Annotated in this window: 20 protein-coding genes; 16 read left to right on the forward strand and 4 right to left on the reverse strand. The window is 66.1% G+C overall.

All coding sequences use genetic code 11. The features are described from left to right. The 11 genes from Q0105_RS02935 to mnhG form a co-directional block, all read left to right on the forward strand. Positions 1 to 441: S1 RNA-binding domain-containing protein (locus tag Q0105_RS02935; RefSeq protein WP_298208582.1), on the forward strand; the 441-nt coding region annotated here is incomplete at its 5' end. Positions 442 to 553: 112 nt separating this feature from the next. After that, complete coding sequence (locus tag Q0105_RS02940; RefSeq protein WP_298208584.1) at positions 554 to 889, forward strand: integration host factor subunit beta; 336 nt, start codon at positions 554 to 556, stop codon at positions 887 to 889. Between the two features lie 119 nt (positions 890 to 1,008). After that, on the forward strand, positions 1,009 to 1,335 hold the full coding sequence (locus Q0105_RS02945) for a lipopolysaccharide assembly LapA domain-containing protein (protein ID WP_298208586.1): 327 nt from the start codon (positions 1,009 to 1,011) through the stop codon (positions 1,333 to 1,335). Then, the gene (gene lapB, locus Q0105_RS02950; RefSeq protein ID WP_298208588.1) at positions 1,325 to 2,482 is read left to right on the forward strand and encodes a lipopolysaccharide assembly protein LapB; all 1,158 of its coding nucleotides are present in this window, start codon (positions 1,325 to 1,327) and stop codon (positions 2,480 to 2,482) included. Before Q0105_RS02945 ends, lapB begins: the two co-directional genes overlap by 11 nt. 31 nt (positions 2,483 to 2,513) lie before the next feature. Continuing rightward, the gene (locus tag Q0105_RS02955) at positions 2,514 to 2,918 is read left to right on the forward strand and encodes a helix-hairpin-helix domain-containing protein (protein ID WP_298208590.1); all 405 of its coding nucleotides are present in this window, start codon (positions 2,514 to 2,516) and stop codon (positions 2,916 to 2,918) included. A gap of 103 nt (positions 2,919 to 3,021) precedes the next feature. Then, a complete protein-coding gene (locus Q0105_RS02960) occupies positions 3,022 to 5,997 on the forward strand; it encodes a monovalent cation/H+ antiporter subunit A (protein ID WP_298208591.1) in 2,976 nt (991 codons plus the stop codon). Further along, complete coding sequence (locus Q0105_RS02965) at positions 5,988 to 6,353, forward strand: Na+/H+ antiporter subunit C (RefSeq protein WP_298208593.1); 366 nt, start codon at positions 5,988 to 5,990, stop codon at positions 6,351 to 6,353. The genes Q0105_RS02960 and Q0105_RS02965 overlap by 10 nt, the downstream gene beginning before the upstream one ends. Positions 6,354 to 6,588: 235 nt before the next feature. Continuing rightward, positions 6,589 to 8,304: a monovalent cation/H+ antiporter subunit D gene (locus Q0105_RS02970; RefSeq protein ID WP_298208595.1), complete on the forward strand. Its 1,716-nt coding sequence runs from the start codon at positions 6,589 to 6,591 to the stop codon at positions 8,302 to 8,304. Then, complete coding sequence (locus Q0105_RS02975; protein WP_298208597.1) at positions 8,301 to 8,825, forward strand: Na+/H+ antiporter subunit E; 525 nt, start codon at positions 8,301 to 8,303, stop codon at positions 8,823 to 8,825. The genes Q0105_RS02970 and Q0105_RS02975 overlap by 4 nt, the downstream gene beginning before the upstream one ends. Next, positions 8,822 to 9,100, forward strand: coding sequence for a K+/H+ antiporter subunit F (locus Q0105_RS02980; RefSeq protein WP_298208599.1), 279 nt, complete (start codon positions 8,822 to 8,824; stop codon positions 9,098 to 9,100). The genes Q0105_RS02975 and Q0105_RS02980 overlap by 4 nt, the downstream gene beginning before the upstream one ends. Beyond that, positions 9,097 to 9,498, forward strand: coding sequence for a monovalent cation/H(+) antiporter subunit G (mnhG, locus tag Q0105_RS02985; protein WP_298208601.1), 402 nt, complete (start codon positions 9,097 to 9,099; stop codon positions 9,496 to 9,498). The genes Q0105_RS02980 and mnhG overlap by 4 nt, the downstream gene beginning before the upstream one ends. A gap of 51 nt (positions 9,499 to 9,549) precedes the next feature. Here the strand turns inward: mnhG and Q0105_RS02990 are convergent, their stop codons facing one another. Both Q0105_RS02990 and Q0105_RS02995 read right to left on the reverse strand, forming a co-directional pair. Then, positions 9,550 to 13,200 (reverse strand): hydantoinase B/oxoprolinase family protein, encoded by a 3,651-nt coding sequence (locus Q0105_RS02990; protein WP_298208603.1) that lies wholly within the window; start codon positions 13,198 to 13,200, stop codon positions 9,550 to 9,552. A gap of 101 nt (positions 13,201 to 13,301) precedes the next feature. Then, complete coding sequence (locus tag Q0105_RS02995) at positions 13,302 to 13,832, reverse strand: winged helix DNA-binding protein (RefSeq protein ID WP_298208604.1); 531 nt, start codon at positions 13,830 to 13,832, stop codon at positions 13,302 to 13,304. A 200-nt stretch (positions 13,833 to 14,032) separates the two neighbouring features. Between Q0105_RS02995 and Q0105_RS03000 the strand changes: the two genes are divergently transcribed. From Q0105_RS03000 to Q0105_RS03020, 5 genes are all read left to right on the forward strand, one after another. Further along, positions 14,033 to 15,016 (forward strand): TRAP transporter substrate-binding protein, encoded by a 984-nt coding sequence (locus Q0105_RS03000; RefSeq protein ID WP_298208606.1) that lies wholly within the window; start codon positions 14,033 to 14,035, stop codon positions 15,014 to 15,016. A 20-nt stretch (positions 15,017 to 15,036) separates the two neighbouring features. Next, entirely contained in the window at positions 15,037 to 15,546 is a 510-nt protein-coding gene (locus tag Q0105_RS03005) for a TRAP transporter small permease (RefSeq protein ID WP_298208607.1), read from the forward strand. A 21-nt stretch (positions 15,547 to 15,567) separates the two neighbouring features. Beyond that, positions 15,568 to 16,872 (forward strand): TRAP transporter large permease subunit, encoded by a 1,305-nt coding sequence (locus Q0105_RS03010; RefSeq protein ID WP_298208609.1) that lies wholly within the window; start codon positions 15,568 to 15,570, stop codon positions 16,870 to 16,872. A gap of 69 nt (positions 16,873 to 16,941) precedes the next feature. Beyond that, positions 16,942 to 17,325 (forward strand): fluoride efflux transporter CrcB, encoded by a 384-nt coding sequence (gene crcB, locus Q0105_RS03015; protein ID WP_298208611.1) that lies wholly within the window; start codon positions 16,942 to 16,944, stop codon positions 17,323 to 17,325. Between the two features lie 92 nt (positions 17,326 to 17,417). Further along, a complete protein-coding gene (locus Q0105_RS03020; protein WP_298208613.1) occupies positions 17,418 to 18,281 on the forward strand; it encodes a TIGR00730 family Rossman fold protein in 864 nt (287 codons plus the stop codon). A gap of 46 nt (positions 18,282 to 18,327) precedes the next feature. Here Q0105_RS03020 and Q0105_RS03025 read toward each other — a convergent pair whose 3' ends face one another. Then, the gene (locus Q0105_RS03025) at positions 18,328 to 19,317 is read right to left on the reverse strand and encodes a FecR family protein (RefSeq protein ID WP_298208615.1); all 990 of its coding nucleotides are present in this window, start codon (positions 19,315 to 19,317) and stop codon (positions 18,328 to 18,330) included. 52 nt (positions 19,318 to 19,369) lie between these two features. Further along, positions 19,370 to 20,710: a surface lipoprotein assembly modifier gene (locus Q0105_RS03030; protein WP_298208617.1), complete on the reverse strand. Its 1,341-nt coding sequence runs from the start codon at positions 20,708 to 20,710 to the stop codon at positions 19,370 to 19,372. Between the last annotated feature and the right edge of the window lie 45 nt (positions 20,711 to 20,755).

Genomic DNA, 20,755 nt, shown 5'->3' on the forward strand with positions numbered 1-20,755 from the left:
GAAGCCATCGTGCTGGCCGTGGACGTGGACCGCGAACGCATCTCGCTGGGCATCAAGCAGCTCGACGGCGACCCATTCACGACCTTCGTGACCGTGAACGACAAGGGCCAGACGGTGACCGGCAAGGTCAAGACCGTGGACGCCCGTGGCGCTGAAATCGACCTGGGCGAAGACATCGTGGGTTACCTGCGCGCTTCGGAAATCTCCCGCGACCGCGTGGAAGATGCCCGCAACGTGCTCAAGGAAGGCGACGAAGTCACGGCCGTGGTGGTCAATGTGGATCGCAAGACCCGCAACATCCAGCTGTCGATCAAGCAAAAGGACATGGCTGACGAACAAGGCGCCATGGCCAACCTGAGCCAGCAGTCGAGCCGCGAAAGCGCCGGCACGACCAGCCTGGGCGCTCTGCTGCGCGCCAAGCTGGACAACTCGGAAAAGTAAAGCGCTGACCCGTTAAACGGTCAGACAGCGGGCGCCTAGTGCGCCCGCTCTTTTTTCACGACAAAGAGACAACCACCTGCCCACGGGCAGTCTGCCTATGTCCCAAGACTCCATGACCCGCTCAGACCTCGTTGAAGAACTGGCCGCACGCTTTGGCCAGCTCACTCACCGCGATGCCGAATACGCCGTCAAGACCATTCTGGACGCCGTGGGCGATGCCCTGGTACGCGGGCACCGCATCGAGATCCGGGGCTTTGGCAGTTTTTCAGTCAATCACCGTCCGCCCCGCATGGGCCGCAACCCCCGCAGCGGCGAAGCCGTAGCCATTCCCGAAAAGCGGGTGCCACACTTCAAGCCAGGCAAGGCCCTGCGCGAGGCCGTGGACAAACGCACCGCCGAAATGGCAGAAAAAACCCAGATAACCTCCGCTCCAGAAGATCAAAAATGATAGCTGCTTGCGCTTGATGGCCGGGCGCTAGAGGTCTTTCTGATAACTACGGTTTCTACATTGTGTCGCCGGGGCCATGCGCCCAAGCTCTTAGAATCGCCCCACCACGGGGGAGACCAATGAAATACTTCCTGTGGCTGCTCAAGGCAGCCATTTTTTTTACGCTCTTCGCCTTCGCGCTGAACAACCAGCAGGATGCGACCGTGCATTTCTTCTTTGGCACCCAGTGGCGCGCGCCCCTGGTGCTGGTGGTGCTGACAGCCTTCTCGGCCGGGCTCGCCGTGGGCGTGCTGGGCATGGTGCCGCGCTGGTGGAAACACCGCACCGCCGCCCGCAAAGCACAGACATCGACCACCGCAGCGCCCGCTCAGGCCGAAGCCACGGCCAACGCCACGCCACCTGCCCCCCCACCACCGCCTGACCTGCCCTCGATCCATGGAATTTGACCTCAGCTGGATTCTGCTGGGCCTGCCCCTGGCCTTCGTGCTCGGCTGGCTGGCGTCGCGCTTTGACCTGCGCCAGCTGCGCGCCGAAAACCGCCGCGCCCCCAAGGCTTACTTCAAGGGCCTGAACTTTCTGCTCAACGAGCAGCAGGACCAGGCCATCGACGCCTTCATCGAGGCGGTGCAAAACGACCCCGACACCTCCGAGCTGCACTTCGCGCTGGGCAACCTGTTTCGCCGCCGGGGCGAATACGACCGCGCTGTGCGCGTGCACGAGCACCTGCTCTCGCGTGGCGACCTCTCCCGCGCCGACCGCGAGCGCGCCCAGCACGCGCTGGCGCTCGACTTCCTCAAGGCCGGCCTGCTCGACCGCGCCGAAGACGCGCTGCACCGCCTGGAGAGCACCCCCTTCGAGGCCCAGGCGCGCCTGGCGCTGCTGGCCATCTACGAACGATCGCGCGACTGGCCCCATGCGGCCACCATCGCCCGCAAGATGCACGATGCCGACCAGGGCGACTTCAGCACCCGGCAGGCGCACTACCTGTGCGAGCAAGCCCTGGCACTGGCCACCCAAGGCGATCTACCCGCCGCCCAGGCCCTGCTGGAGCAGGCCATGGCTGCAGCCCCCGACGCGGCGCGTGCCCGCATCGAGATGGCGCGGCTGCAGCGCCTCATGGGCCAGCCCGCCGCCGTGCTGGCCACGCTCAAAACCCTGGGTGAGCGCACCCCCGCTGCACTGCCCCTGGCAGCCCCGCTGATGGTCGAGGCCGCAACGGCCACCGGGCGCACGCCCGAGGTCCACGCCCTGCTGCAGGCCCACTATGCGCAGACGCCTTCGCTCGACGTGCTGGAGAGCATCGTGGCCATGGAAACCGCGGACGAAACCACCCGCAGCACGGCCAGGCAGCGCTATGTGGAACACCTGGACAAGGAGCGCTCACTGGTTGCCGCCGCCAAATGGCTGGCCGCCGAAAAACTGGAGCACGAGGAGTTCCACCCCCAGATCCAGCGCGCGCTGGATCACGCCGTGAAGCCCCTCACCCGCTACCGCTGCGCCGCCTGCGGCTTCGAGGCCCGTCAGCATTTCTGGCAATGCCCCGGCTGCCAGACCTGGGACAGCTACCCCGCACGGCGCGTCGAGGAACTCTGAACCCTTGCCACCCCCACCCTAGGACTCCGCCATGTTCAAGAAACTGCTGACCTTCCTCATCGCCACCCTGCTGGCCACCGCCGCGCTCGCCGCCGTGGACGTGAACACCGCCACCGAGGCCGAGCTTGACGGCATCAAGGGTATCGGGCCCGGCCTGTCGGGCCGCATCCTGGAGGAGCGCAAAAGCGCTCCGTTCAAGGATTGGAGCGACTTCATCGGCCGCGTGGGCGGCGTGGGCAACAAAAGCGCCGTGAACTTCTCCAAGGACGGCCTGACCGTCAACGGCAAAAAGTACAGCGCGGCAGCCGCCGCCAAGGCCGAGGCCGAGGCCAAGAACCACAAAAAACAAGGCGCCGAGCGCAAGGCCAGCAGCCCTGCCAGCGCCAACAAGGAAGCGGCCGCGCCAGCAGCCACTGCCAGCGCTAGCAAAAACTAAGCGCACTTCGCAAGCTACAAGCCCGCTCCAGCGGGCTTGTTTTTTTTAGGCCGTCTCCGGCGTGGCAGGGTCTTTTGGAGCCAGCCTCTAAAATCGCCTGCGCATGCCCCTGATCACCCTCATCCTCCTCCCCTTCATCGGCAGCCTGATGGCGGCAGTGTTGCCCGCCAACGCCCGCAACACCGAATCCACGCTGGCCGGGCTCATCGCCCTGTTCTGCACCGTGCAGGCAGCGTTGTACTTCCCCGAGATTGCCGACGGTGGCGTGATCCGGCAGGAGCTGGCCTGGCTCCCCGCCCTGGGCCTGAACCTCATCATCCGCATGGATGGTTTTGCCTGGATGTTCTGCATGCTGGTGCTGGGGGTGGGCAGCCTGGTGGTGCTGTATGCGCGCTACTACATGTCGGCGGCCGATCCCGTGCCGCGCTTTTTCTCGTTCTTTCTCGCCTTCATGGGCGCCATGGCGGGCGTGGTGCTGTCGGGCAACATCATCCAGATCGCGTTCTTCTGGGAGCTGACCAGCCTGTTCTCGTTCTTGCTGATTGGCTACTGGCACCACCGCCGGGACGCACGGCGCGGCGCACGCATGGCGCTCACCGTGACGGGCACGGGCGGCCTGGCCATGTTTGCCGGCATGCTGGTGCTCGGCCACATTGTGGGCAGCTACGACCTCGACCACGTGCTGGCCGCCGGGCAGCTCATCAAAGAGCACCCGCTGTACCTCACCGCCCTGGTGCTGGTGCTGCTGGGGGCGCTTACCAAAAGCGCGCAGTTCCCCTTTCACTTCTGGCTGCCCAACGCCATGGCGGCGCCAACGCCCGTGTCGGCCTACCTGCACTCAGCCACCATGGTCAAGGCGGGCGTCTTTCTGCTGGCGCGGCTGTGGCCGGCCCTGGCGGGCACCGAGCAGTGGTTCTGGCTGGTGGGCGGCGCGGGCTTGTGCACGCTGCTGGTGGGCGGCTATGCGGCCATGTTCCAAAACGACCTCAAGGGGCTGCTGGCGTATTCGACCATCTCGCACCTGGGCCTGATCACGCTGCTTTTGGGCCTGAACAGCCCGCTGGCGGCCGTGGCCGCCGTGTTCCACATCATGAACCACGCCACCTTCAAGGCTTCGCTCTTCATGGCCGTGGGCATCGTCGACCACGAAAGCGGCACGCGCGACATTCGGCGGCTGTCGGGCCTCAGGCACATGATGCCCATCACCGCCACGCTGGCCATGGTGGCCAGCGCGGCCATGGCGGGCGTGCCGCTGCTCAATGGTTTCCTGTCCAAGGAAATGTTTTTTGCCGAGACGGTGTACGTGAACACCACGCCCCTGCTCGAATGGCTGCTGCCCACGGCGGCCACGTTGGCGGGCATGTTCAGCGTGGCGTATTCGCTGCGCTTCACCGTAGATGTGTTCTGCGGCCCACCAGCCACCGACTTGCCCCGCCAACCACACGAGCCCCCACACTGGATGCGCGTGCCCGTCGAGCTGTTGGTGCTGGCTTGCCTGGTGGTGGGCATGCTGCCCGCATGGTCCGTGGGCGCCTACCTGGCCGCCGCTGCGCGGCCGGTGGTGGGGGGCGAGCTGCCCACCTACAGCCTGGCGGTCTGGCACGGGTTCAATACACCGTTTGTGATGAGCCTGGTGGCGCTGGGCGGCGGTATTGCGCTGTATGCGGTGCTGCGTCGGCAGCGCGAAAAAGGCGTGGTGGACGCACCGCCGCTCATGTACCGCATCAGCGGGCAACGCCTGTTCGTGTACGTGCTGGCCCTCCTCACCCAGGCCGGGCGCCATGGCCGCAAGCTGCTGGGCACGAAGCGCCTGCAGTGGCAGATGTTGTGGCTGGTGAGCGCGGCGCTGCTCGCCTGCGTGCTGCCCCTGTGGTCGCGTGGCCTGCCGATTGGCGACCGCACGCCCCTGCCGATGTCGCCCTCCTTTGCCCTGCTGTGGCTGCTGGGCGCCGTGTGTGCCATGGCGGCCGCCTGGCAAGCCAAATACCACCGGCTGGCGGCCCTTACGCTGATGGGTGGCTCGGGCCTGTGCGTGTGCCTGACCTTCCTGTGGTTCTCCGCCCCCGACCTGGCCCTCACGCAGATCGTGGTGGAGGTGGTGACCACCATTCTTGTCCTGCTGGGCCTGCGCTGGCTGCCACAGCGTGACGAGGCCCTGCGCAAGCCCACACTGGCCGAAGAGCGCCGCACCCAGCTGCGCCGCTACCGCGACATGGCCCTGGCGCTGACCACGGGCGCGGGCATGGCGCTGCTGTCGTTCGCCATGATGAGCCGCCCTTTCCCCGACAGCACATCCACCTTCTTCCTGGAGCGCGCGCTCACCGAAGGCGGCGGCACCAATGTGGTCAACGTGATGCTGGTGGACTTCCGGGGCTTCGACACCTTTGGCGAGATCGTGGTGCTGGGCATCGTGGCGCTCACGGTGTATGCGCTGCTGCGGCGCTTTCGGCCCGCGCGCGAGGTGATGGACCTGCCGCCCCAGCAACGCACCCTGCCCGCCGATGTGGACACCGACCTGTCCAACCCGCGCCAGACGGCCGACACCGCCGTGGGCTACCTCATGGTGCCCGCTGTGCTGGTGCGGCTGCTGCTGCCCTTTGCCACGCTGGTGGCCATGTATTTGTTCATGCGCGGACACAACGAGCCCGGCGGCGGCTTCGTGGCCGGGCTGGTGTTCTCGGTGGCCCTGCTGCTGCAGTACATCGTGTCGGGCACCTCATGGGTCGAGGCCCACCTGCCGCTGTACCCGCGCCGCTGGATCGGCGTGGGGCTGCTGACCGCGCTGGCCACCGGCCTGGCCGCACTGGCCTGGGGTTATCCGTTCTTGACCAGCCACACGGCCCACCTGCACCTGCCCTGGGTGGGCGAAGTCCACGTGGCCAGCGCACTGTTCTTCGACATCGGGGTGTTCACGCTGGTGGTGGGCTCCACCATGCTCATCCTCACCGGCATCGCCCACCAGTCGGTTCGCAGCCACCGCTACAACAATGCGCGCGCTGCCGATGACGAGGAGCAGCAGCAGACCGCAGCCGCAACGGCAACCGTGCCCACAGCGCGAGGAGAAACTCCATGGAACTGATTCTGGCCCTGGCCATCGGCGTGCTCACCGGCTCGGGCGTGTGGCTGCTGCTGCGCCCCCGCACCTTCCAGATCATCATGGGCTTGGCGCTGCTGTCGTACGCGGTCAATCTCTTCATCTTCAGCATGGGCCGCCTGGGCCTGGCGATCGACAAGGAACCCGTGCTGCAGCCCGGCGTGCTGCAGGACCTGGCGCACTACGCAGACCCGATGCCCCAGGCGCTCACGCTCACGGCCATCGTGATCGGCTTTGCCATGACCGCCCTCTTCCTCGTCGTGCTGCTGGCCTCGCGCGGCATGTCTGGCACCGACCATGTGGACGGCACCAAAGGCAAAGACGTGCAGGAGATGCCTTGAATAAAGAACACCCCCCTGAGGCGCTTTGCGCCTCGGTGCGTCCACCAGAGGCGGCCGCTCTTCGCTGCCGTCCAAGCCTGCGCAGGCAGGCTTGGAGCCGCGGCACTCAGCCCCCGCTCTCGCAGCGCTGTGCGCTGCGGGCAGGGGGACGCAGCCCTCGATGCGGGGCGGCCCTTTCTCGGCTGCTCTGGCCTGGGGTGCGCCAGTTTTGTACCCAGCGCCTTGGACGACCCACATGACAGCCATGCAATTCATGCTGGAGCGGTTGATGCCGCACCTGATCCTGGCGCCCATCGCGCTGCCCCTGCTCACGGCCGGGCTCATGCTGCTGCTGCGCGAGGAGCGCCAGCGCACCAAGGTTGCGCTCAACATTACCTCCACCTTCCTGGGCCTGGTGATCGCGGTCTTGCTGTTGGTGCAGGCCAAGGCCACGGGGCTGAGCAGCAGCCTGGGCGTGTACCTGCCTGGTAACTGGCCCGCGCCGTTTGGCATCGTGCTGGTCATCGACCGCCTTTCGGCCATGATGCTGGTGCTGTGCAGCACCGTGGCGCTGGCCGCCGTGCTGTTTTCGGTGGCGCGCTGGCACCGTGCGGGGGTGCACTTTCACCCGCTCTTCCAGTTCCAGCTCATGGGGCTGGCGGGCGCGTTTCTCACGGCCGACCTGTTCAACCTGTTCGTGTTTTTCGAGATCATGCTGGCCGCCTCCTACGGCCTGTTGCTGCATGGCTCGGGCCGACCGCGTGTGTCGGCGGGGCTGCACTACATCGCCATCAACCTCGCGGCCTCGTCGCTGTTCCTGATCGGCGTGTCGATGCTGTACGGCATCACCGGCACGCTCAACATGGCAGACCTCGCGCGCAGCATTGCCGGTGTGGCACCCGCTGACCGGGGCCTGCTGCACGCAGCGGCTGCCATCCTGGCGGTGGCTTTTCTCATCAAGGCCGCTGTGTGGCCGCTCAACTTCTGGCTGGTGCCCGCCTACAGCGCGGCCACCGCGCCGGTGGGCGCATTGTTCGCGCTGATGACCAAGGTGGGCATCTACAGCGTGCTGCGGCTGTGGACGCTGCTGTTCGGCGCCGAGGCCGGTGATTCGACCCAGTTCGGCAGCCAGTGGCTGATTGGCGGCGGCATGGTCACCATGGCCTTTGGCGCCATCGGCATGCTGGGCTCGCAGCGCCTGGGGCATCTCGCGGGCTTCAGCGCCATCCTGTCGTCGGGCACGCTGCTGGCGGCCCTGGGCTTTGGGCAGAATCTGCTCACCGGCGGGCTGTTGTATTACCTGCTCAGCTCCACGCTCGCGGTGAGCGCGCTGTTTTTGCTCACCGACCTGATCGACCGCTGGCGCAACGATGGCGCCAACCTGGCCCCCCACGAGCGCACCGATGACGCACCCTTCCTCTCAGCCGACCTGGTGCCCACCGAAAGCATCAACCTCGATGACAAGGAAGAAGCCCTGATCGGCGAGGTGATTCCTGCTGCGGCGGCGTTTTTGGGCCTGGCATTCATTGCCTGCACGCTGGTCATCGCGGGCCTGCCGCCACTGCCGGGGTTTTTGGGCAAGTTCGCCATGATTCACGCACTGCTCAACCCGCTGGGGCTGGGCGCATCCAGCGGCTTTCGCCTGAGCGCTGCGGGTTGGATGCTGGTGGCCTTGCTGGTGGGCTCGGGCCTGCTCGCGCTGGTGGCCCTGACACGTGTCGGCATTCGCCATTTCTGGGCAGCGCACGACCGCTCGTCCCCCAAGCTCTTGGTGCTGGAGGGCCTGCCGATCGCCCTGCTGCTGGGGGCCTGCGCGGCCCTGACCTGGCAGGCGGGCGCCGTGATGCGCTACACCCAGGCCACGGCCGACATGCTCTATGCCCCCTCTACCTACGTGCGTGGCGTGATGGAGGCCGAGCCCGTTCCCAACCCGCCCAAGCCCGGCGTTGTGCAGGGAGGCAACCCACCATGAAGCCGCCATCCACCCCTTTCCACCAACGCCTCTTCAAGCGGCTGGTGCCCGCGCCCCTGCTCTCGCTGGCGCTGCTGGGCCTGTGGCTGCTGCTCAATCGCAGCCTGAGCGCGGGCCAGATCGTGCTGGGCACGGTGCTGGCGCTGGCCATTCCGCTGCTCACGGCCGGGCTGCGCCCGCTGCCGGTGCGCGTGCGCAAGCCGGGCACCGTGCTGCGGCTGGCGCTCACGGTGGCGGCCGACTCCACGCGTTCCAACTTCGCCGTGGCACGCCTGCTGCTGACGCCTGGCCGCAGGCGACACCCTGCGGGGTTTGTGCACATCCCGCTCGACATGCGCGACCCCAATGCGCTGGCCGTGCTGGCAACCATCGTCTGCATCACCCCCGGCACGGCCTGGGCCGAGCTGTCGCTCGACCGCAGCATGCTGCTGCTGCATGTGCTGGAGCTGGACGACGCCGCAGCCATCGCCGCCGACGTGAAGCAGCGCTACGAACGCCCTTTGATGGAGATTTTCGAATGACCCCGATATTGGATTGGGCCCTCCCCATCGCCCTGTTCATGCTGGCACTGGCCATGGGCTGCGCGCTGATCCGCCTGCTCAAGGGCCCCTCTGCCCAAGACCGCGTGCTGGCGCTCGACTGCATGTACCTGAGCGGCATGCTCACGATGCTGGTGCTGGGCCTGCTGTATGGCAGCAAGAACTACTTCGAGGCCGCGCTGTTGCTGGCGCTGTTCAGTTTTGTCGGATCGATGGCCATGGCCAAGTTTCTGCTGCGCGGCGAGGTGATCGAATGACCGAAGCCGCCGTGCTGCCGCTATGGCTCGAAATCATCGTGGCCGTGCTGGTGCTGGCGGGCTCCGCGCTGGCCCTGCTGGGCTCCATCGGGCTGCTGCGCCTGCCCACTTTTTTCGAGCGGGTGCATGCCCCCGCCATCATCGCCACGCTGGGCTGCTGGCTGATCATGCACGGCACGGTGCTGTATTTTTCGGTGGCCGACCGCAGCATGGCCCTGCATGCGCTGCTGATTGCCGTGTTCGTGGCGATCACGGTGCCCATCATGTCGATTTTTCTGATGCGCGCAGCGCTGTTCCGCGCACGCCGGGCGGGACTTAACGTGCCCCCCAGCCTGAGCCTGCCCAGGGAGCCGGAGCCGGAGCAGGCTGCACCAGCGCAAGCACCCAATAACTCCTGATTTGATAGCTGCTAGCGCTTGATAGACAAGCGCTAGAGGCCATTTTCATCACTATTTTGAGGGCAGAGAACCAAAACCACCGCCGCCCGGCGTGTGGATCTCGAACACGTCGCCCGGCTGCATCTCCGCCTGGCCGATGTGGTCGAGCAGCTCCACGCGGCCATCGCTGCGCACCACCTTGTTGATGCCCACGGCGCCCGGCGCGCCGCCCGCCATGCCGAACGCGCCATGGTGGCGACCGTTCGACAAGATGCTGGCCGTCATCGGCTCCAGGAAACGCACGCGGCGGATGCCACCGTCGCCGCCCTTCCACTGCCCGGCGCCGCCCGATCCCTTGCGGATCTCGTAGCCGTCGAGCCGCACGGGGAAGCGGAACTCCAGCACCTCGGGGTCGGTGAGGCGCGAGTTGGTCATGTGGCTTTGCACCACGCTCGTGCCCCCAAAGCCGCCCGTGAGTTGCCCCGATGCATCCCACACGCCGCCCGCGCCGCTGCCACCTGAGATGGTCTCGTAATACTGGTAGCGCGTGCTGCCAAAGGTGAAGTTGTTCATGGTGCACTGCCCCGCCGCCATCAGGCCCAAGGCGCCGTACAGCGCGTTGGTGATGCAGGTGGAGGTCTCCACATTGCCGGCCACCACTGATGCGGGCGGGTTGGGGTTGAGCATGCTACCGGGCGGGATGATGACGTTGAGCGGCTTGAGGCACCCGGCGTTCAGCGGAATGTCGTCATCCACCAGGGTGCGGAACACGTACAGCACCGCCGCCATACACACCGCCGTGGGCGCGTTGAAGTTGTTCGTCTGCTGCGGGCTGGTGCCAGTGAAGTCGATGGTGGCGCTGCGGCTCTTGGCATCCACCGTCACGGCCACGCTGATCTGCGCGCCGTTGTCCAGCGGCAAGGTGAAGGCTCCGTCCTTAAGGCGCGTGATCACGCGGCGCACGGATTCTTCGGCGTTGTCCTGCACGTGGCGCATGTAGGCCAACACCACGTCAAGGCCAAACTCGCCCACCATGCGGCGCAGCTCCTGCTGGCCTTTTTCGTTGGCCGCGATCTGCGCGCGCAAATCGGCCATGTTCTGCTGGGGGTTGCGGCTCGGGTACTCGCCGCTTTGCAGCAACGCAATCATCTCTGCCTCGCGCAACACGCCGCGCTCTACCAGCTTCACGTTGTTGATCTGCACGCCCTCTTCCTCGATGCGCGTGGAGAACGGTGGCATCGAGCCCGGCGTGGTGCCGCCCACGTCGGCATGGTGGCCCCGGCTGCCCACGTAGAAGGTGGGCTGCGCCTCATCAGCGATATAGACCGGCGTGATGACAGTGATGTCCGGCAAATGTGTGCCGCCGTGGTACGGGTCGTTGAGCACATACACGTCGCCGGGCTGCATCTTGCCCGCGTTCTCGCGGATCACGGTCTTGATGCTTTCGCCCATGCTGCCCAAGTGCACGGGCATGTGCGGCGCGTTGGCGATGAGGTTGCCAGCGGTGTCGAACAGCGCACAGCTGAAATCGAGGCGCTCCTTGATATTGACCGAATACGCCGTGTTCTGCAGTTGCAGCCCCATCTGCTCGGCGATGTTCATGAACAGGTTGTTGAACACTTCAAGCAGCACCGGGTCCACCGTGGTGCCCACGGCATGCTGCACGGCGCGGGCCACGCGGCGGTTGAGCAGCAGGTGGTCCAGCTCGGTCAACTGCGCCTCCCAGCCGGGCTCCACAATGGTGGTGGCGTTTTTCTCGGCGATGATGGCCGGGCCGGGGATCACGTCGCCGGGGCGCAAATCTTCGCGCACCACCAGCGCAGCGTCATGCCAGGCAGCCACACCGTCCACACCACCGGTGTACATGCGCACGGTGCTGCGGCGCGGCACTTCGCGCGCGGGCTGCAGCGCGTGGCGTGGCTCCACGGGCGCGTCGCCAGGCACCACGGCCTCGACCGACACGGCTTCCACCACCAGGCCCTTGCCCTGCATCAAAAAGGCAAAACGCTGGCGGTAAGCGTTCTCGAAAGCAGCGGTGATCTCGGCCATCGAACCAAACGGCACGATGAGCGCAGAGTCACTGCCCTCGTAGCGCACATGCACGCGGCGGTGCACCACGGCGGTGCCGCTGCCCGATTGCTGGCGCGTGAGCTCGGTGCGCGCGGTGCCCGCCAGTTGATCCAGCGTGGCTTCGATGCCCGCGAGCGCGTCGGGCGCGAGCTTGGTTTCCACCGCCTGCTCGCGGATCACGTTCTGGTCGGCCAGGCCCATGCCGTAGGCGCTGAGCACACCGGCCAGCGGGTGCACAAACACGCGCGTCATGCCCAAAGCGTCGGCCACCAAACAGGCATGCTGGCCACCCGCGCCGCCAAAACACTGCAGCGTGTAGCGCGTCACGTCGTAGCCGCGTGCCACGCTGATTTTCTTGATGGCGTTGGCCATCTGCTGCACGGCGATCTGGATGAAGCCATGCGCCACGTCTTCGGCATTGCGGCCCGTCTGCGTGGCGAGGTCGCCAAACTTTTGCGCCACGGCATCGCCATCAAGCGCCTCGTTGGCCGCATGGCCAAACACCCTGGGGAAATGTGCGGGCTGGATCTTGCCCACCATCACGTTCGCATCGGTCACGGCCAGCGGGCCGCCCCGGCGGTAGCTGGCGGGGCCGGGGTTGGCGCCCGCACTCTCGGGGCCGACGCGAAAACGTGCGCCGTCAAAGCCGAGGATGGAGCCGCCACCGGCCGCCACGGTGTGGATGCTCATCATGGGCGCGCGCATGCGCACGCCCGCCACCTGGGTCTCGAACTCGCGCTCGAACTCGCCCGCGTAGTGGCTCACATCGGTGCTGGTGCCGCCCATGTCAAAGCCGATGACCTTGTCATGGCCCGCCAAACCCGCCGTGCGCGCCATGCCGACGATGCCGCCTGCGGGGCCCGACAGGATCGCGTCCTTGCCCTGGAACACCTGGGCATCGGTCAAGCCGCCCGACGACTGCATGAAAAACAGTTGAACGCCCGGCATCTCGCCCGCCACCTGGTCCACATAGCGGCGCAGGATGGGCGAGAGGTAGGCATCGACCACCGTGGTGTCGCCCCGGCTCACCAGCTTCATCATGGGGCTGGTGGCGTGCGATGCACTCACCTGGGTAAAGCCCAGCTCGCGCGCAATGCGGACGGCGGCTTCTTCGTGTGCGGTGTAGCGGTAGCCGTGCATGAACACGATAGCGGCGCTGCGCAGGCCCGCGTCGTAGGCGGCCCACAGGCGCTCTTTGAGGTGTTCTTCGTCCAGCGGCTCGATCACGTCGCCCTGCGCACCCACGCGCTCCTGCGCTTCGATCACACGCTCGTACAGCAGCTCGGGCAACACGATGTGGCGGTCGAACAGGCGCGGACGGTTTTGGTAGGCAATGCGCAGCGCGTCCTTGAAGCCCTTGGTGGTGATGAGCAGCGTGGGCTCGCCCTTGCGCTCCAAGAGCGCGTTGGTGGCCACCGTGGTGCCCATCTTCACGCATTCCACCAGCGCTGGTGTCACCGGCTCACCAGGCGCAAGGCCCAGCAGGTGGCGAATGCCGGCCACGGCGGCGTCCTTGTACTGCTCAGGGTTCTCGGACAACAGCTTGTGGGTGACCAGACTGCCGTCAGGACGCTTGCCCACCACGTCGGTAAAGGTGCCGCCACGGTCGATCCAGAACTGCCAGCGGGACATGGGAGAGGGTTGGTTGGACATATGAATACTATTAATTTGATAGCTGCTTGCGCTTGTTGAATAAGCGCTAGAGGCCATTTTTATTCAAATATTGGGGAAGCAGGAAGGAGGCCGCGGGGCAACTACAGCGACGCCGCAGAGCGCGCCGCCTGGTCGTACATGCCCGACAACACACGCAGCAGGCGGGCCAGCTCGCCGATGTCGCGGTTGAGCGCGTCGTCGGCGTTCAGCGCATCGATGAGGCAACTCTCGCGGATTTCGCGGTAGCGCTGCACATAGGCGCGGCCGGTGTCGGTGGCTGCGTAGGTCACCTCTTTGCCGTTCTTTTGCGAGGCCACCACGCCCAGGTTCTGCAGCTTCTTGAGCGAGTAGTTCACCAGGTGGGTGTCTTCCACGTTCATGATGAAGCAGATGTCCGCCAGCCGCTTGTTGCGTGCCCGGTGCGTCACGTGGTGCAGCACCAGCACGTCGAGCGGCGTGAGGTCTTTGAGGCCCGCCGCCGACATGCAATGCGCCACCCAGCGGTGAAATGCGTTGCCCGCCACGATGAGGCCGAACTCGAACTCGCTCATCTCCGCGCTCTGCGCGGACACCAGGTGCGCAGACGACACGATGGGCCCGGACTCACCGGGCGCCTTGGCTGCAGACTTCATGAATGAGGGCCTTTGCACGCAAGTAGCGTATGAACCATGTGAATCGAACGAACCGCTGGCACGGCTTGTGCATGCGGCCATTGTAGGTATGACGATAGTAATTTGTCGGCAATTTGTCGACATTTAGGAGAAACACCTATCCCAATCGGATCGGCTTCCGATACAGTGATTTTTCATATTCAACCCTGCGGAGCTATTTCATGAAGCGTCGAATCTTCCCCGTCACCGCACTTGGCCTGGCCCTGGCTGCGGGCCTGTCCGTCACCTCGGCTTTTGCGCAAACCAAGTGGGATCTGGCCGCCGCCTACCCGGCCACCAACTTCCACACCGAGAACATGGTGCAGTTGGCGGGCGATGTGGACAAGGCCACGGGCGGCAAGCTCAAAATCACGGTGCACGCCAACGCGGCCCTGTTCAAGGCCCCCGAAATCAAGCGCGCCGTGCAGGGCGGCCAGGCACAGATGGGCGAGATCCTGCTGGCCAACTTCCAGAACGAGTGGCAGTTGTTTGGCGTGGACGGCCTGCCCTTCCTGGCCGACAGCTACGACGCCTCCAAGAAGCTCTATGCCGCGCAAAAGCCTTTCCTTGAGAAGAAGCTGGCCGAGCAAGGCATGGTGCTGCTGTACGCCGTGCCATGGCCACCACAAGGCATCTACACCAAGAAGCCGCTGGCCAGCGCCGCTGACCTCAAGGGCATCAAGTGGCGCGCCTACAGCCCTGCCACCGCACGCATCGCCGAGCTGGTGGGCGCACAGCCCGTCACCGTGCAGGCCGCAGAGTTCTCGCAGGCACTGGCTACGGGCGTGGTCGAGTCGACCATGACCTCGGGCGCCACGGGCGTGGACAGCAAGCTGTACGAGCACCTCAAGTTCTACTACGACACCCAGGCTTGGCTGCCCAAAAACGCGGTGCTGGTAAACAAGAAGGCGTTTGATGCGCTGGACAAGCCCCAGCAAGAAGCCCTGCTCAAGGCCGGTGCCGATGCCGAGACACGCGGCTGGGCCAACAGCCAGAAGGTCAACACCGACACCGTGGCCAAGCTCAAGGCCAACGGCATGACGGTGGAGGCGCCGCCCGCCGCCCTGAAGGCCGACATGGCCAAGGTGGGCGACACCATGCTCAAGGAATGGCTGGACAAGGCCGGCCCCGAAGGCAAGGCGCTGATCGACGCCTACCGCAAGTAAGCAAGCACGCCTGAACCCTCATGCGTCGTCTGCTTGATTTTCTGTACGACAGCGCCGCCGCCTTGGCGGCGCTTTTTATGGTCGGGCTGCTGGGCATGGTGCTGCTGTCCATCCTCAGCCGCCAGTTCCACTTCCATGTGCCGGGCACCGATGCCTACGCGGGCTATCTGATGGCCGCGGCGGGCTTCCTGGCACTGGCCCACACGCTCAAGCGCGGGGAACATATCCGCGTCACGCTGCTGCTCAACTTTTTGAAGGGCGGCGCCAAGAAGGCGTTCGAGGTTTGGGCACTGGCCATCGCCACGCTGCTGGCCTTGCTGTTTGCGGCGTACAGCTGCAAGCTGGCCTGGCAATCCCACGAGTTCCACGACATCTCCACCGCCAGCGACGCCACGCCGCTGTGGATTCCGCAGATCGCCATGGCCCTGGGCACGGTGATCCTGGCCATCGCCTTCATCGACGAGCTGGTGCTGGAGCTGATGGGCAAGCGCACCGAAGCCCAGGCTGGCGAAGCCCTGCGCAATGAATGAACCAACCAGGCCCCACCTACCATGAGTGATCTCGCCATTACCGGCCTGCTCGTACTGTCGCTGTTCCTGATTCTGGGCAGCGGTGTATGGATCGGGCTCACCCTCTCCGGCGTTGCCTGGATAGGCATGCAGCTGTTTTCGTCACGCCCCGCTGGCGACGCGATGGCAGTCACCATCTGGGGCAGCGCCTCCAGCTGGACGCTGACCGCACTGCCCCTGTTCATCTGGATGGGCGAAATCCTGTTCCGCACCCGCCTGTCGCAAGACATGTTCAAAGGCCTCGCGCCCTGGGTGCAGGCGCTGCCGGGCCGCCTGCTGCACACCAACGTGGTGGGTTGCACCATCTTTGCCGCCGTGTCGGGCTCCAGCGCCGCCACCTGCGCCACCATCGGCAAGATGACCCTGCCCGAGCTGACGCGCCGTGGCTACCCCGAGCACATGGTCGTCGGCACGCTGGCCGGGGCCAGCACGCTAGGCCTGTTGATTCCGCCCTCGATCATCATGATCGTCTATGGCGTGTCGGCCGAGGTCTCGATCTCGCAACTGTTCATCGCGGGCGTGCTGCCGGGCATTTTGCTGGCCGCGCTGTTCTCGGGCTACATCATGCTGTGGGCGCTGCGCAACCCCGACCAGGTGCCCGCCGCCGACGTGCGCATGACCTTCATGCAAAAGTTGTCCGAGTCGCGCAGCCTGATCCCCGTGGTGCTGCTGATCGCTGCGGTGCTGGGCAGCATCTACACCGGCTTTGCCACCGCCACCGAGGCAGCGGCCGTGGGCGTGGTGGGCTCGCTGGTGCTCTCAACCCTGCAAGGGTCGATGAACTGGAGCACCTTCAAGGACTCGCTGATGGGCGCCACGCGCCTGTACTGCATGATCGCACTCATCCTGGCGGGGGCGGCCTTCCTCACGCTGGCCATGGGCTACATCGGCCTGCCGCGCCACCTGGCGGAATGGATCGCATCCCTGGGCCTGAACCAGGCGCAGCTCATTGTTGCGCTGGCGATTTTCTTCATCGTGCTCGGGTGTTTTCTGGACGGTATCTCGATGGTGGTGCTGACCATGGGCGTGCTCATGCCCACGGTGCAGGCCGCAGGCATCGACCCCATCTGGTTCGGCATCTTCGTGGTGCTGGTGGTGGAGATGGCGCAGATCACGCCGCCCGTGGGCTTCAACCTGTTCGTGCTGCAGGGCATGACGGGCCGCCAGTTGCCCTGGGTGGCCAAGGTGGCCATGCCCATGTTTTTCCTCATGTGCGCCGCCGTGGCCCTCATCTACGTGTTCCCCGGCATCGTGACCTGGCTGCCGCAGCAGATGTCCGCACGCTGACACTGACACCGGCGCGCCCCAGGCCAGGGGCGGCGCCGAGGGGGCATCAAATCCAGCGACAATGGCCCGATGCTCAACGTTCTCGCCATCTGCATCGGAGCCTGCGTAGGGGCCCTGGCCCGCTGGCGCCTGGGCCTGTGGCTCAGCCCCGGCGGCTGGATTCCCTGGGGCACCCTGGCCGCCAATCTGGTGGGGGGCTACCTCATCGGCGTGGCTGTCATGGTCTTTCACTCCATGCCCCAGATCGATCCGGTGTGGCGGCTGGCGCTCATCACGGGTTTTCTGGGCGCGCTCACCACGTTTTCGAGCTTCTCGGCCGAAGTGGTCGAGATGCTGATGGCGCAGCGCTACGCCACGGCGCTGGGCACCACGGCGCTGCACCTGCTCGGGTCTCTGGGCCTCACGGTGCTTGGGATGCATACCGCTTCATATTTCATAGCAGCTCGCGCTTGATACAAAAGCGCAAGCGGCCAAAATCGCCATAAAACCACGCCACACTGCGGCACGGCTTTCCTCTATCCACGGCCCCACTTACCATCCCCACCATGGAATCCAACACCCAACTCAACGAACGCCGCCTGGCCGATGCCTGGGCTGAACTGCACAACCATGCCCACAACGGCAACCCCCCGCAGGCCGACGCCAACCGCATGGCCTTTGCCGACCCGGAATTCATGTTCCGCCGCGAAACACGGGGCATCCGCTTTCAGCTCGAAATGCTCAAGCCCGACCTGGGCCAAGCCGAGCAAGGCATCGAAAGCACCGTGGTGGTGTACGGCAGCGCCCGCTTCGTGGCGCCCGACGAAGCCGCCACGCAGCTGACCGAAGCCGAAGCCAGTGGCGATGCCGAGCGTGTGCGGCGCGCCCGCCTGGCGGTGCGCAATGCCCGCTACTACGACCTGGCCCGCCAGTTCGCCAAGCTGGTGGCCGACTACAGCGAGCGCCAAAGCCCTGCCGACCGCATCTACATCTGCACCGGCGGCGGCCCCGGCATCATGGAGGCCGCCAACCGGGGCGCCCATGATGCGGGCGCGCTGAACGTGGGCCTGAACATCGCCCTGCCCCACGAACAAAGCGGCAATCGCTTCATCTCGCCATCGCTGTCCTTCAAGTTCCACTACTTCGCGCTGCGCAAGATGCATTTCATGATGCGCGCCAAGGCACTGGTGGCCTTCCCCGGCGGCTTTGGCACGCTCGACGAGCTGTTCGAGGTGCTCACGCTGGTGCAGACCGGCAAGGCCAAGCCCGTGCCCATCGTGCTGTTTGGCACCGACTACTGGAAACGGTTGCTCAACTTCGATGTGTTGGTCGAAGAAGGCACCATCTCGGCGCAGGATCTGGAGCTGTTCCGCTACACCGACGACCCGCAGGAAGCCTGGGACATGATCCGGGCGTTCTACAAGCTTTGATGCACCACGGGGCCGGGGCCTGTATGGCCCCGCCCCGTCGCCGCCACTAATTGACCCTCGGCGGCGGGGGCGGCGGCAAGCGGAAGATCGGCACAACCGGAACGAACACAAACGGTGGCCGCACGACCGGCGGCGGTATCGGCGTCGTTGGAGGGGGGGCGGTTGGCGGCCGCGTGGTGGTGGGCGGTTGCTGCCCAGTGGGCGGCGTGGGTGCCGGGGTGGGCGTGGAAGGCTGCGGCGTGCCTGTGGCAGGCGGTGGCGGTGTCCCAGGCACCGACGGCGACGGAACCTGCGGCGCAGGCGCCGTGGTGTCTGGCGGGGGCGCTGGCACAGGGATGGGAGTGGGCGCGGGGGCAGGCTCCGGGACCATGTACACAAAGGCGCGGCGCCCCTGCACATCCAGTTGCTCTCCCATGATGAACGGCCTCGGCAGCTCGGGCACCGGCAGCAGGGCACGGGTATGGGTGTACACCGGCAGTTCGCTGTTCGACAGCACCAGCACCGCCTCGCCCGCCGTCACACCCACACAGCCTGCCTGTGTGCAGACCTCGATTTCATCTTGCTCACCCGACACCAGCACCTGGCCGTTGGCATCAATGGCCAGCATGAAGGCCGAGCCCCGAATGCCCACCACCGCCGTAGGCGTGATGACCTGGTAACTGGCCGGGTTGCGCTTGCCAATAAGCCCCGTGATGGCGCGCATGCCGCCGCGCAGCAGGTTGACCACAAAATGGTCTTCGCCCGTGCCCGCACCATCTGAATAGCGGGTCACGGTGAACTGCGAGCCCGGGTACAGGGCCACCAGGCCACCGTCCGAAAAGCGGATCTGCGCCCGCCCCTCGTTGCCCGTGAGCACCACGTCCCCGCCATCAAGCTCGGCGCCCTTGGCCAGGCGCGACAGGTTGTCGCCCCGGCGCAATTGCACATCGCCCGCCGTGAGCTGCACCAACCCAGCGGCGGCCAGCCCTGTGAGCGGCCAGGCCGCCACCATACTCATCAGCAGCGCCAGTCGGGCTTTTTTATGGTCGGATGTCATATGAGCCTGTCCAAAGTCTCGCAGCGAAAACCCAGGGATATAGCCGCCACATTCAGAACTCCCTGCGCACAAGGATGGAAAACACCCGCCGTTCGTAGTCGGTGACCGGCAGCGTGGAATCGTTGCGCGTGTACTGCCACTGTGGCGTCACGCGCCAGCCCGGCGCGGGCGTCCAGCTCAGGCCCAGCGCCACCTGGGCCTGGCGGTCGGTGCGCGTCACGGCAAAAAACGGGTCTTGCCCACCATAGCGCCGGTGTTCCCAGTCAGCGCTGATAAACGCCGCCCACTGGGGCGCCACGGGCCACTGCCCGCCCGCGCGAAGGCCAAACAGGCGGTGCCCCAGAGGATCGGCGCCGCTGGCTTTGGGCTGCTCGCGCCCGCCATACAGCCCGGCGTATACCGAAGAACCGCCCCGGAACAGATGCGAATACGAGGTGCCCAGCACACTGCGCCGCACGTTGCGCAGCCCCTGCCCAGGGTAGCGCACCTCCAGCACCTGCAAGAAGCTGCCCCACTGCCGGAACCCGTCGATGCGGTAGATCCATTCACCCAGCACGCCGCCCATGGTGCGCAGCCGCGAGCCGTCGAGCGCGTAGTACGAACCCTGCCCCGATACGATCACCTCATGGCGCTCGGCCCGCCAGGACATGCCTAAAGCGGCGTCGAGGGTGGTGTGGTCGAACCGATCCGCCTGGCCCGCATAGTGGCGCGTGGCCGCGAGCGCGGTGCCGACCACCGACCAGCGCGAGTTGAGCACCGCCCGCCCTCGCAAGCCCGCCTGCGCCAGCGCAAAGCTGCCCGACGTGGCCCGTGCCTCGGGCAGCAGGGCCCACGGCGGCGTGCCCGGCACCGGGGACTGCAACTCGCCCACCACGGGCGCCGCGTTGGCATTGGAGTCATGCCCCAAGCCCAGCTCTACATAGCCTTTGAGCGAAGAATGGCCGCCATACGCCGCGCGGTCGTAGGAATACAGAAACTGGTCGAGCGTGTGCCCCGCGTCCACAGGGATCAGCAGCGCCTGCGCCTCGGGCGGCAGGGCCAGCACCCCACGGCGGTCGCCCACTGCCTGCAGGGATTGCCCTAGCGCCACCTGGGCCGCCAGGTTGCCGGGCTCAGCAGCCAGCAGCCGCTCGCGCGCCAAGATGGCCCGCGTGTAATGGCCTGCGGCATGGGCAGCGTCGCCCATGGCGGCATCAAAGGCGGGGTCGCCCGCGCGCGCGGATTCGTGCGGGTCGAGCAGTTGAAAGGCCTCTACAGCCTGCCCCTGGCGCACCAGGTTGAGCGCCTGCGCCACCACATCGTCGGCCAGCGCCACCGATGGCAGCAGGCCCAAGCCCAATGCCGAAGCCAGGCACCATGGCAACACGCGCCGTGACCAGAATCGAAGGTACATGATGACAGCCCCCTGACCGAACCCGCCAACTGGCGGGTGGGAGGC

The sequence above is a fragment of the Acidovorax sp. genome (genome assembly GCF_027492855.1).
Taxonomy (GTDB): domain Bacteria; phylum Pseudomonadota; class Gammaproteobacteria; order Burkholderiales; family Burkholderiaceae_C; genus Acidovorax.